Raw genomic sequence first — 12,043 nt, forward strand, 5'->3', positions numbered from 1 at the left:
ATCTCTGGGAACGTCGAGCACCAGCTCGATGAAGGGTTTCGGGTTGACACCCAAGATCCAGGCGTACGGGTGCGCTACACCCCGACACCGGGGACTATGCGCGCGTCAGACGCTGGCGCAGTATCTTTTCCAACCGATGCGCGACCTCGCTGATATCCACCGGCTGCTCCAGCAGCTCGCTCAGCTGTACCATGCGCAGTCCGCTGTAACCGCAGGGATTGATGCGGCTGAAGGGCTCCATGTCCATGTCCACGTTCAGTGCCAGACCGTGGAAGGAGCAACCGCGGCGTACCCGCAGTCCCAGCGAAGCTATCTTGGCCGCACCCACGTAGACCCCGGGCGCATCGGCCCGGGGTGCCGCCTCGATTCCATAACCGGCCAGCAGCTCGACCAGACTCTGCTCCATGAGGGTGACCAGTTCGCGCACTCCGAGATCCAGTCGGCGCAGGTCAAGCATCAGGTAGGCCACCAGCTGACCGGGGCCATGGTAGGTGACCTGCCCGCCCCGCTCTACCTGGATCACCGGTATATCCCCAGCGGCCAGTACATGCTCGGCCTTGCCGGCCTGTCCCTGGGTGAACACCGGGGGATGCTGCAGCAGCCAGATCTGGTCCGGGGTGTCGGCATTGCGCTCGGCAGTGAGCTGCCGCATGGCTTCCAGCGTGGGCTGGTAGTCCACCAGCCCCAGATGTCTGACTATCAGCTCGGCCATCAGAGCACCATGTGCACCTGGCCGGTGGCCTTGAGGTCGGCATGCAGCTGCTGCAGTTGCTGCTCGCTGGTGGCACGGATGATCAGCCGCAGGGACTGGAAGCGGCCATTCTTGCTGTCCTGTACTACCAGCTTGTCCGCATTCAGCGCAGGATCGTGGCGACGGACCACCTCCAGCACCTGTTCCAGCACACCCTCGGCACCATTGCAGATCACCTTGATCGGATAATCACAGGGAAACTCGATCTTGGGCGCGTCCGGAGTCTTGTCGCTCATCTCGCCTACCCCTCAGTTGAACAGGCCGTAGAAGAACAGACGGATGCTGTCCCACAGGCGACCGAACAGACCGGCGCTTTCGACGTCAGCCAGGGCAACCAGCGGGCCGGTGTGCACCACCTCTTCACCCAGCTTCACTTCCACCTGACCCAGTACATCGCCACGGGCAATGGGAGCCTTGATGGTGGAATCCAGGGTGACCGTCGCTTCCAGCTTGTCCGCCTGCCCCTTGGGCAGGGTCAGGACCAGACCCTCGGCCAGACCGACGCCCACCTGATTCTGCGCACCGGCCCAGACCCGGGCGGTGGAGACCACCTGATCAGGCTGATAGAAGTGGCGGGTCTCGAAGAAGCGGAAGCCCCAGGTCAGCAGCTTCTGGGTTTCGGCGGCGCGGGCCTGCTCGCTGGCGGTGCCCATGACCACGGATATCAGACGCATGCCATCACGCTTGGCCGAGGCCACCAGGCAGTAACCAGCTTCGTCGGTATGGCCGGTTTTGAGGCCGTCCACGGTGTTGTCACGCCACAGCATGAGGTTGCGGTTGGGCTGGCGGATACCGTTCCAGACGAATTCCTTTTCCTTGTAGATGGCGTAGTGCTGGGGGTCATCCTCGATGATGGCCTTGGCCATGATTGCCATGTCACGGGCACTGGAGACATGGTTCTCGCCCGGCAGACCGGTGGCATTCTCGAAGTGGGTGTTGTTCATGCCCAGACGACGCGCGTGGCTGTTCATCAGGTCGGCGAAGGACTCTTCGCTGCCGGCGATATGCTCGGCCAGGGCCACACTGGCATCGTTACCGGACTGGATGATGACACCGCGCAGCAGGTCGATCACCCGCACCCGGTTGCCCACCTCGATGAACATCTTGGAGCCGCCCATGCGCCAGGCCTTCTCGCTGACCAGCACCTCGTCCTCTTCCCGCAGCTGCCCCTTGAGGATCTCCATGCTGGCGATGTAGCTGGTCATCATCTTGGTCAGACTGGCCGGCGGCAGCGGGGTGTCGGCGTTGTGCTCGGTGAGCACCTTGCCGCTGTCGGCATCGATCAGCAGATAGCTGGAGGCAGCCACGGTCGGTGCCGGCGGAATCAGCGGTGCACTGGCCTGGGGCTGTGGTTGAGGCTGCGGCTGGGGCGTCTGCGCCAGTGCTGCAGGGACCAGCAGCACAGCGGCGGAAACCAACAGGGTATGCATTATCTTCTTGAACATGGTGCTCACTGTCTTGAATGAATCGAAGGGTTAATGTGCGCTGACCAGGGTGGGCGAACCCAGGTTGGCCAGGCGTAATCTTTCCATCAGCTGCTGCGCCTCGTCATGGCTGTCCAGCGGACCCAGCCGCACCCGGTGCAATATCCGGGTATCCACCTGCACCGGGCTGACGAACACCGGCGTCTGCACCATTCCCTGTACCCGGCTGCGCAGCTGTTCGGCGGCCTGATCCGAGGAGAAGGCCCCCAGCTGCAGGTAGAGCCCGCCCTCCAGCGCGGCGGCACGGGCCGTCGAGCTGGGCGCCGGCGACGAAACCGGGGCCGGACTGCCAGCCACGGCGCGATTGCCGTTCTGCTGCTGCCATACCACAGGGTCGATTCCCTCTACCCTGACCCGGGCGGTCCCGCGCTCGGCAAATCCGAGCTTGACCGCGCCGGCGTAGGACAGGTCGATGATGCGGTCCGAATGGAAGGGGCCGCGGTCGTTGACCCGCACTATGATGCTGCGCTGATTGTCCAGGTTGGTGACCCGGACATAACTGGGCAGGGGCAGCGTCTTGTGCGCCGCTGTCATGCCATACAGGTCGTACTGCTCGCCGTTGGCGGTCAGTTGACCATGAAACTTGGTGCCATACCAGGAGGCCAGTCCGGTCTCGCGGTAGTTGCGTCCATCCTGCATGGGCACATAGTTGCGCCCCAGAACCGTGTAGGGCGAGGCCTTGAACGGCCCCTGATGGGGTGCCGGGACAGCGTCCGGAATCTGCGATACATCCCTGAAATAGGCCGGGGCGCCATCCTGCACCGTGCGCGGGATACCGCCACTGTCCCCGCGCTGCACCGGCGGCGATGAGCAGGCCGCCAGCAGCATGCTCAGACAAAGGACAATGGTACCTGATCCGGCACCCGGCAGTTTGATCATTCGCCCCTCGCTTCCCGGATGAGTTCGGCCAGCTGATGCACGACCATAGCGTACATCACGCTGCGATTGTAGCGGGTTATCACGTGCAGGTTGTGCAGGCCCAGCCAGTATTGCTTGTGATCCCCGGCGTCAAACTCGAAGGCCATCACCTGGGTGTCGTCCTGCAGTTCGACGCTGGGGGTCCAACCCAGCTCTTTCAGCTCGCCGACACTGATCTTGGCTTCCAGCCCGCGGTCCAGGGTGAAGCCCTGCGCGTAGTCCTCGCCGCTGACGGTGGCTTCGACTGCCACGGTTCCGCCGTGTTTCCACTTGTGCTCGGCAAAGTAGTTGGCGGCGCTGCCGATGGCGTCCACCGGATTGTTCCAGATGTCTCGCACCCCATCCTCATCAAAGTCCACCGCGTAGGCCAGGTAGCTGCTGGGTATGAACTGGGGGAAGCCCATAGCCCCGGCGTAGGAACCGGTCAGGCTGAGGGGATCGACCTGCTGCTCGCGGGTCAGTACCAGGAAGGATTTGAGCTGGCCGCGGAAGAAGTCGGCCCGGGGCGGATAGTCGAAGCCCAGGGTGGACAAGGCATCTATCACCCGATGACTGCCCTTGTTGGCACCATAGAAGGTCTCCACACCAATGATCGCCAGGATAATTTCCGGCTCGACGCCATAGACTTCCTCGGCACGGGCCAGCGCATCGGCGTGCTGGTTCCAGAACGCCACACCCTCGGCGATGCGCCGGTCGGTGATGAATATCTTGCGGTACTCGTGCCAGGGCCGGACCCGCTCGGCGGGCCGGGATATCGCCTCCAGGATGGAGTCGCGGCGCTCGGCCTGGGCCAGCAGCTGGCGCACATGCTCGGGATCGAAGCCGTATTCGGCACGCATTTCCTCAACGAAGGGGGCCACCGACGGGTGCTCGGCGGTGTAGTTCTGGGCCAGCGCCAGCATCGGGCTGAGCGCCAGGGCAGCGGCCGGCGCATGCCTGCGCAGCCAGGCAGAGATCTGAAGCGTCATGTACCTTCCTGTTATCCAGTTACCATCTGTCATCCGTGTATCATCCACTTGCGGTGCGTATGGACAGACATCAGGATGCCGAACCCCGCCAACAATGTGATCAGGGAGGTGCCGCCGTAGCTGATCAGCGGCAGCGGCACACCGACCACCGGCAGCAAACCACTGACCATACCGATATTAACGAATACGTAGACAAAAAAGGTGAGCGTCACACTGCCGGCCAGCAACTTGCTGAAGGCTTCCTGGGCGTGGTGGGTGATATAGAGCCCCCGGGCGATGACCAACAGATAGACCAGCATCAGCAGTGAGACACCGACCAGGCCGAACTCCTCGGCCAGCACGGCAATGATGAAGTCGGTATGCCCTTCGGGCAGGAAGTCCAGATGGGACTGGGTGCCCTGCAACCAGCCCTTGCCATAGACGCCGCCCGAGCCGATGGCTGCCTTGGACTGGATGATGTTCCAGCCGGCCCCCAGCGGGTCGCTCTCGGGATTGAGCAGCGTCAGCACCCGCTTTTTCTGGTACGCATGCATGACAAAGAACCACATGGCCACCGCGCCGGGCACCAGCATGACCAGAGCCCCGAGGATATAACGCCAGCGCAGCCCGGCCAGCAGCAGGCCGAAGATGCCCGAGGCAGCGATCAGCAGGGTGGTCCCCAGATCCGGCTGTTTGAGGATCAGCACCACCGGCACCATGATGATCGTCAGGCACACAGCCACATGCTTGAAGCGCGGCGGCATCTCCCGCCGCCCGAGATACCAGGCCACGCTCATCGGCATCACCAGCTTCATGATCTCCGACGGCTGGAAGGTGATGACCCCGGGGATGCTCAGCCAGCGCTGGGCCCCCTTGGCCTCGGTTCCGACGACCAGCACCGCCAGCAGCAACAGCGTGGAGCCCACATAGGCCACCGGCACCCAGCGCTCCATGAGCCTGGGCTTGACCTGGGCAATGAACAGCATCACCGCCAGCCCGATCGCATAATGCGCGCCCTGGCGATACAGCATCGACAGGCTCTTGCTGCTGGCCGAATAGAGTACAAAGCCGGCGGCACCGGCCAGAATCAGGATCAGCAACAGCAGCCAGGGGTCGACATGAATGCGCATCCACAGTGGCTCCCGACGCAGTCCCGGGCTGGGGGCGGAGACTCCGGACAAGGGCTTCATGGCGTCACCTCTTCCTCGATGGATTCCGGCTCGGGTTCAGGTTCGGGCTCTGGCAATAGCCAGGCGTCAAACAGCATGCGTCCCACCGGTGCCGCTACCCGGCCACCGGACTCCCCGTTCTCCACCATCACCGCCACGGCGATCTGGGGGTCGTCTACCGGGGCGAAGCCGACGAACAGGGCATGATCTCGGTGGCGCTCGCGCAGCGCAGCCGAGTCATAGCGCGCGCCCTGGGCGATGGCTACCACCTGGGCGGTACCTGTCTTGCCCGCCATGCGATAGGGTGCTCCGGCGGCCGCCGACCGCGCCGTACCACGTTCGCCGTGCATGACCGTTTCCATGGTGCGGATGATGAAGTCCCAGTCGGAGGGATTGCGCAGCACCACGTTCTCGGGCGTATCACTTTCATCCGGCCCCTGGCCATCGGCATCTGCCAGCAGCCGCGGCCGTTTCCACACGCCCCGGTTGGCAATCAGCGCGGTGGAATGCGCCAGTTGCAGGGGCGTGGACAGCATGTAGCCCTGACCGATACCGGTAATCAGCGTCTCCCCCGGGTACCAGGGCTGGCGGCGCGAGGCACGCTTCCACTCCCGGGACGGCATCAGCCCCGCGGATTCCTCGAAGATGTCCAGGGACACCCGTGTACCCAGGCCGAACTTGGTCATGAACTCGTGCATGCGGTCGATGCCCAGCTTGTGCGCCAGATCATAGAAGTAGGTGTCGTTGGAGCGCGCCATGGCCAGCTCCATGTCCACCCAGCCATCGCCGTAGCGGTTCCAGTTGCGGTATTTGTGCGAGTTGTTCGGCAGCTGATAGAAGCCCGGGTCATACACCCGCGCCGTGCGGGTGGTGACGCCATAGTCGAGCCCGGCCAGGGCGACGATCTGCTTGATGGTCGAGCCCGGCGGGTAGAGTCCGCGCACGACCCGGTTGAACAGCGGCTGGTCGATGGAGTCGCGCAGCTCACCGTAGTCCGCATGGCTGATCCCGGTCACAAACAGGTTGGGATTGAAGGACGGCTGACTGACATAGGCCAGTACACCTCCGGTCTTGGGCTCGATGGCCACCACAGCACCCCGGCGGTTGCCCAGCGCCTCTTCGGCCACCGCCTGCAGCCGGCTGTCCAGATGCAGGGTCAGATCGCGACCGGATTCCGGCTCGGTGCGCTTGAGCACCCGCAGTACCCGGCCGCGGGCGTTGGTCTCCACTTCCTCGTAACCGACCTTGCCATGCAGCAGGTACTCGTAGAACCGCTCCACTCCGGTCTTGCCGATGTAGTGGGTTCCGGCATAGGCGACCCGGCCGATGGTCTCCATCTCCCGCTCGTTGATACGGCCGACGTAGCCCACGGCGTGGGCGAAATGCTCCGCCTGGGGATAATGGCGCACGAAACTGGCCTGCACCTCGATGCCCGGCAGACGGAACTGGTTGACCGCGATACGGGCAATCTGGTCCTCGGTCAGGTTGAACATCACCGGCACCGCCTCGAAGGGGCGACGCCGCTGGCCGAGGCGGCGATGGAGCTGGTTGATGTCCTCATCGTCCAGCTCCAGCAGCGACTGCAGCAGCGCGACGGTCGTTTCCAGATCCGGGACCCGCTCACGGGTGATGTTCAGGCTGAAACTGGGGCGGTTCTCCGCCAGCACCACGCCATTACGGTCATAGATGCGCCCGCGGGCCGGCGGGATCGGCTGTACGTGGACCCGGTTATTCTCCGACAGGGTGGCATGATGCTCGTATTGCACCACCTGCAGCCAGAACATCCGCGCCAGCAACACGCCGGACAGCAACACGATGACGACCGTGGCCAGAATGATCCGCCGCTGGACAATGCCGGCTTCGTTGAGGTGGTCCTTGATGCGAATCGGCTTGGCCATGGATCACTTGTGGTAGGGATGGCGGGTCAGGATGGTCCAGGCACGGTAGAGCTGCTCAGCGAGCAGGATGCGCACCAGCGGGTGGGGCAGGGTCAGCGGTGACAGGGACCAGCGCTGGTCGCTGCGCGCCAGCACCTCGGCGGGCAACCCTTCCGGGCCGCCGACCATGAGGTTGACCGTGCGCGCTTCCAGCCGCCAGTTCTCGAGCTGCTGCGCCAGGGCCTCGGTGGACCAGGCGCGCCCCTCCACCTCCAGGGTCACTATGCGGTCCCCGGGCTGGGTGGCGGCCAGCATCTGCTCGCCCTCCCTGCGCATCAGGCGCGCCACGTCGGCGTTCTTGCCGCGGGTGGTCAGCGGTATTTCCACCAGCTCCAGCGGCAGGTCGGCCGGCATGCGCTTGGCATACTCGGCATAGCCCTGCTCTACCCAGCGCGGCATGCGGGATGCCACGCTGATCAGGCGGATACGCAAGTGCCCTTACTCCGCGGTCGGTTGCTGCTGCGCGCGACGGGACTCAGCACTCTGCCAGAGCCGCTCCAGATCATAGAACTGGCGGGTAGCCGGCTGCATGATATGAACGACGATATCGCCCAGATCCACCAGCACCCACTCGCCCGATTCCTTGCCTTCGACGCCGAGGGGGCGACGTCCGGCTTCCTTGGCCTTCTCGATGACGTTGTCCGCCAGTGCGCCCACCTGACGGTTGGAACCGCCGCTGGCGATGATCATGTAGTCGGTGACACCCGTCAGCTCGCGCACATCGATGCGTACCACATCCTTGGCCTTGAGTTCGGCCAGTGCGTCTTCCACGGTCTTGATCAGATCTTCAATCTGCATGGTGGTGTTCTTTTCCTCAGTTCGGGGACCGGTATAGTCCCCGGGTTTCAATATAGCCAAGCACTGCATCCGGCAGCAGGAAACGCGGTGAGCGCCCGGCCGAGATCAGTGCGCGAATATGGGTGGCGGAGATTGCCAGCGGCGTCTGAGCCAGGCAGAGGATCTCGCCGTGGGTGGCCTTCATGGCCTCCGGCGTGCTGACACTGCGCGCGGCCAGCAGGTCCTTCAGCACCTCGGGCAGCTCCTGATCCTGTTCCGGACGCTGCAGCACCACCAGACTGGCGAGCTCCAGCAGCGACTCCCAGCGGTGCCAACCCGGCAGACCACAGAAGGCATCCCAGCCGACGATCAGGAACAGGGTGGCGTCCGGGCCCAGCTCCGCGCGCAGCGCCTCCAGGGTTTCAACCGTGTAGGAAGGACGCTCGCGGCGCAGCTCACAGTCGTCCACCAGCAACTGGTCATCGGAGGCCGTCGCCAGACAGACCATATCCAGACGCTGCTGCGCCGTCGCACCGGGTCGATCCCGGTGCGGCGGACGGGCATTGGGTACCAGCCTCAGCTCATCCAGGCCCAGGCATTCCCGCACCTCAACGGCACTGCGCAGATGACCGAAATGAATCGGGTCAAAGGTACCGCCGAGGATGCCAACGCGTATCACTGACGAATGTGCCCATCGCCAAGGACAATGTATTTCTCGCTGGTCAGCCCTTCCAGTCCAACCGGACCCCGTGCGTGAAGCTTGTCGGTAGAAATACCGATCTCGGCGCCCAGCCCGTACTCGAAGCCATCAGCAAACCGGGTTGAGGCATTGACCATCACCGAACTGGAATCCACCTCGGCGAGGAAGCGCCGGGCACGGGTGAAGTCCTCGGTCACAATCGATTCGGTATGCTGCGAGCTGTAACGGCTGATGTGATCCATGGCCTCATCCATATCCGCCACCACGCGGATCGACAGGATCGGGGCCAGGTACTCGGTCTCCCAGTCCAGCTCGGTCGCAGCAATTGCCTCGGGCAGGATCGCCCGGGTGCGCTCGCAGCCGCGCAGCTCCACACCCTTGGCCGTGTACAGGGCCGCCATGCGCGGCAGGAACTCGCCGGCGACAGCCTCGTGCACCAGCAGGGTTTCCATGGCGTTGCATACGCCATAGCGATGGGTCTTGGCATTCAGGGCAATGGCTTCGGCCTTGTCCAGGTCCGCACGGTCATCCACGTACACGTGGCAGATGCCGTCCAGGTGCTTGATCACGGGTACCCGGGCATCACGGCTGATGCGTTCGATCAGTCCCTTGCCACCGCGCGGGACAATCACATCCACATATTCGGGCATGCTGATCAGTGCACCTACCGCCGCGCGGTCGGTGGTTTCCACCACCTGCACCACCTGCTGCGGCAGACCGGCGGCTTCCAGTCCCTGGCGCAGACATTCGGCAATGGCACGGTTGGAATGGATGGATTCGGAACCGCCACGCAGGATGCAGGCGTTGCCGGACTTCAGGCACAGGCTGGCCGCCTCGACCGTTACGTTCGGGCGGGACTCGTAGATGATGCCGATCACCCCCAGGGGCACACGCATGCGGCCGACCTGAATACCGGAAGGCAGATACTTCATGTCGCGGACAGCGCCGATCGGATCGGGCAACGCAGCCACCTGGCGCAGGCCTTCAACCATGTTCTGCAGCCCCGAGGGGGTAATGGCCAGACGATCGATCATGGCCTCATCCAGACCATTGTCCCGGCCAGCCTGCAGATCCAGCGTATTAGCCGCGATAAGGCTGTCCGCCGCTGCTTCGATGGCATCGGCAGTCGCCAGCAGCGCCTTGTTCTTGACCGCAGTAGTCGCTCGTGCAATAACACGCGACGCCGCACGTGCCTCACGGCCCAGCCCGGTCATGTAATCCAGTACCTGATCAGCACTCATTCGGTTCACCAATCTGCTGCGACAACGAAACCCGCATTATACCGGTACCTCTGAGGGCTGGACAGGTCGAACCTGCTATCATCGCTGATATGTCTGCTACCAATCCTTTCAATCACACCCCGACCCCTCTGCCGCAAGGGTTCTTCGACCTTGATGTGGGACAACTGGCGCCGCGGCTGCTGGGCAAGGTCATTCGCCACTTCCACCGGGGTCTGTGGCTGTCGGCACGCATCATCGAAACCGAAGCCTACCGCCGGGAGGAGAAAGGCAGCCATGCCTCCCTCGGCCTGACCCACTCCCGTCGCGCCCTGTTCATGCCCGCCGGCACCCTGTACATGTACTACGCCCGGGGCGGCGATTCGCTGAACATCAGCGCCGCCGGCGAGGGCGATGGGGTGTTGATCAAATCCGGCTATCCGGTAGTGGATGAGATCAGCCGGGCCGAGAGTCTGGCCCTGATGTGCGAGCTGAACCCCGCCGCCGATGGCCGCCCTCGGGAGACCCGCCGTCTGTGCAACGGTCAGACCCTGCTGTGCCGCTCCCTGCATCTCAAGGTTCCGGAGTGGAATGCCCAGCAGATGCAACCGGGCCGGCTGATCGTCGAGGACGACGGCTACCGGCCGGAACTCGTCATCCAGACCACCCGTCTGGGCATCCCCCTCGGCCGTGACGAGCACCTGCCGTACCGCTTCGTCGATCACGCCTACGCGCCCTTCTGCACCCGCAACCCGCTGGGTCGCACCCGAAAGGAAGGCCGTGACTACATCCTGCACCACGCTGGCGCTGCCCCATGGAAGCACTGCTGACCGGCGAGCTGCTGGCCTGGCTGGCCAGCCATACCCGCTGGCTGGGCCTGGCCATTTTCATGATCGCCATGCTCGAATCGCTGGCGGTGGCGGGACTTCTGATACCCGGGGTACTGCTGTTGTTCGCCGCCGCGGCGCTGGCCGGCGGTGGCAGCCTCGGATTGCCGTCGACCCTGGCCTGGGCCTTCGCCGGTGCGGTCTGTGGGGATCTGCTCAGCTTTGCCCTGGGCCGCTGGTTCCATCAGGACATCCGCCGCCTGCGGATATTCCAGCGCCACCCCCAGTGGATCGACCGGGGAGAAAGCTTCTTCCGTCGTTACGGTCCCTACAGCATAGTGCTGGGCCGCTTCATAGGCCCCATCCGTCCCATCATCCCCATGGTCGCCGGCATGTTCGACATGCCGACCTGGCGGTTTCTGCTGGTCAACGTGCTCTCGGCTCTGGCCTGGGCTCCGGTCTATGTACTCCCCGGCTACATCACCGGCAATGCCGCCCACTGGCCGGTCCCCGAAACCTTCTGGGGTGAAGCGCTCGTGCTTCTGACCGGCGTGGCGATCTACGCCTTCGCGCTGTTGCTGATCCTGCGCACGCAGAAGCGCTGGAGCAGTCTCGCGGCGGCCGTACTCAACCTGATCGCACTGTTGTTGCTGGCGCTCCTGACGCCCCGGCAGGACGTGCTCTACAACACCTTGGACGGCTGGCTGACCAATACCCGCCTGCCGCTGCTGCCGCCACTGGACCCGCTGGCAAGCGAGGCTTTCCTGTGGCTGAGCTATCTGCCGGTTCTCGGTGTCCTGATGCTGCTGCGCCGCGGCTGGGCGATGCTGGTGTTGATGACCAGCGCGCTGCTGTGCCTGGCCCTGGGACTCTTGCCTGAGGGAGGCGCCAACCATCTGGCACTGGTGCTGACCCTTCTGCTGACCGTAGTCATGCTGAGCAATCGCCAGTATTCATTCTGGCTGCGCCTGAGCTGGGGACTGTATGTGCTCCCCCTGTGCGCTCTGCCGGTGATTACCTGGCTGACTCTGCCGCTGTCACTGCCAGTGGTGCTGGCCAGCATACTGCAGGCCGCCTGTGCCACCCTGCTGGCCTTCTGGCTGGTGGAGCGCGCTGCGCCGCTGCAACCCCTGCCCCGCCCCTGGTCGATATTGCTGCCAGGCTGGCCCTTGCTCGCCGGCGCCCTGCTACTGGCAGGGGTCAGCTGAACAGGAGTATCGAGTTCCATCTCGACACAGAGTGCTACGTCCCGGGAACGTCGAGCACCAGCTCGATGAGCGAAGCCAGCTATAACATCGCACTTCCTTCCAACCCAC

12 protein-coding genes and 1 pseudogene are annotated in these 12,043 nt (G+C 64.1%); 2 read left to right on the top strand and 11 right to left on the bottom strand.

Annotated features, from left to right (window positions below):
* Positions 1 to 94 precede the first annotated feature (94 nt).
* From lipB to VF673_RS14825, 11 genes and pseudogenes are all read right to left on the bottom strand, one after another.
* A complete protein-coding gene (gene lipB / locus VF673_RS14775; protein WP_273126398.1) occupies positions 95 to 712 on the bottom strand; it encodes a lipoyl(octanoyl) transferase LipB in 618 nt (205 codons plus the stop codon).
* Positions 712 to 987 (bottom strand): HP0495 family protein, encoded by a 276-nt coding sequence (locus VF673_RS14780; protein ID WP_090538304.1) that lies wholly within the window; start codon positions 985 to 987, stop codon positions 712 to 714. The genes lipB and VF673_RS14780 overlap by 1 nt, the downstream gene beginning before the upstream one ends.
* Before the next feature lie 12 nt (positions 988 to 999).
* Positions 1,000 to 2,073, bottom strand: a pseudogene (locus tag VF673_RS14785) (D-alanyl-D-alanine carboxypeptidase family protein); the annotation flags it as partial.
* A gap of 153 nt (positions 2,074 to 2,226) precedes the next feature.
* Positions 2,227 to 3,114, bottom strand: coding sequence for a septal ring lytic transglycosylase RlpA family protein (locus VF673_RS14790; protein WP_440292492.1), 888 nt, complete (start codon positions 3,112 to 3,114; stop codon positions 2,227 to 2,229).
* Positions 3,111 to 4,121 (bottom strand): lytic murein transglycosylase B, encoded by a 1,011-nt coding sequence (mltB, locus tag VF673_RS14795; RefSeq protein WP_440292493.1) that lies wholly within the window; start codon positions 4,119 to 4,121, stop codon positions 3,111 to 3,113. The genes VF673_RS14790 and mltB overlap by 4 nt, the downstream gene beginning before the upstream one ends.
* Positions 4,122 to 4,150: 29 nt before the next feature.
* Positions 4,151 to 5,290: a rod shape-determining protein RodA gene (gene rodA / locus VF673_RS14800; RefSeq protein WP_440292494.1), complete on the bottom strand. Its 1,140-nt coding sequence runs from the start codon at positions 5,288 to 5,290 to the stop codon at positions 4,151 to 4,153.
* On the bottom strand, positions 5,287 to 7,167 hold the full coding sequence (gene mrdA, locus VF673_RS14805) for a penicillin-binding protein 2 (RefSeq protein WP_440292495.1): 1,881 nt from the start codon (positions 7,165 to 7,167) through the stop codon (positions 5,287 to 5,289). The genes rodA and mrdA overlap by 4 nt, the downstream gene beginning before the upstream one ends.
* 3 nt (positions 7,168 to 7,170) lie before the next feature.
* Positions 7,171 to 7,638, bottom strand: coding sequence for a 23S rRNA (pseudouridine(1915)-N(3))-methyltransferase RlmH (gene rlmH / locus VF673_RS14810; protein ID WP_090538313.1), 468 nt, complete (start codon positions 7,636 to 7,638; stop codon positions 7,171 to 7,173).
* Between the two features lie 6 nt (positions 7,639 to 7,644).
* Entirely contained in the window at positions 7,645 to 8,004 is a 360-nt protein-coding gene (gene rsfS, locus VF673_RS14815; protein WP_090538316.1) for a ribosome silencing factor, read from the bottom strand.
* 16 nt (positions 8,005 to 8,020) lie between these two features.
* Positions 8,021 to 8,662 (bottom strand): nicotinate-nucleotide adenylyltransferase, encoded by a 642-nt coding sequence (nadD, locus tag VF673_RS14820; RefSeq protein ID WP_440292496.1) that lies wholly within the window; start codon positions 8,660 to 8,662, stop codon positions 8,021 to 8,023.
* Entirely contained in the window at positions 8,659 to 9,924 is a 1,266-nt protein-coding gene (locus VF673_RS14825; protein ID WP_440292497.1) for a glutamate-5-semialdehyde dehydrogenase, read from the bottom strand. The genes nadD and VF673_RS14825 overlap by 4 nt, the downstream gene beginning before the upstream one ends.
* Before the next feature lie 89 nt (positions 9,925 to 10,013).
* Between VF673_RS14825 and VF673_RS14830 the strand changes: the two genes are divergently transcribed.
* Complete coding sequence (locus VF673_RS14830) at positions 10,014 to 10,730, top strand: DNA-3-methyladenine glycosylase (protein ID WP_440292498.1); 717 nt, start codon at positions 10,014 to 10,016, stop codon at positions 10,728 to 10,730.
* Positions 10,715 to 11,935 carry a DedA family protein gene (locus VF673_RS14835; RefSeq protein ID WP_440292499.1) on the top strand — a complete coding sequence of 407 codons (1,221 nt, stop codon included), beginning with the start codon at positions 10,715 to 10,717 and terminating at the stop codon, positions 11,933 to 11,935. Before VF673_RS14830 ends, VF673_RS14835 begins: the two co-directional genes overlap by 16 nt.
* Positions 11,936 to 12,043: the final 108 nt, after the last annotated feature.

Source organism: Halopseudomonas sp. Lyrl_26, assembly GCF_051948695.1.
Classification (GTDB): domain Bacteria; phylum Pseudomonadota; class Gammaproteobacteria; order Pseudomonadales; family Pseudomonadaceae; genus Halopseudomonas; species Halopseudomonas formosensis.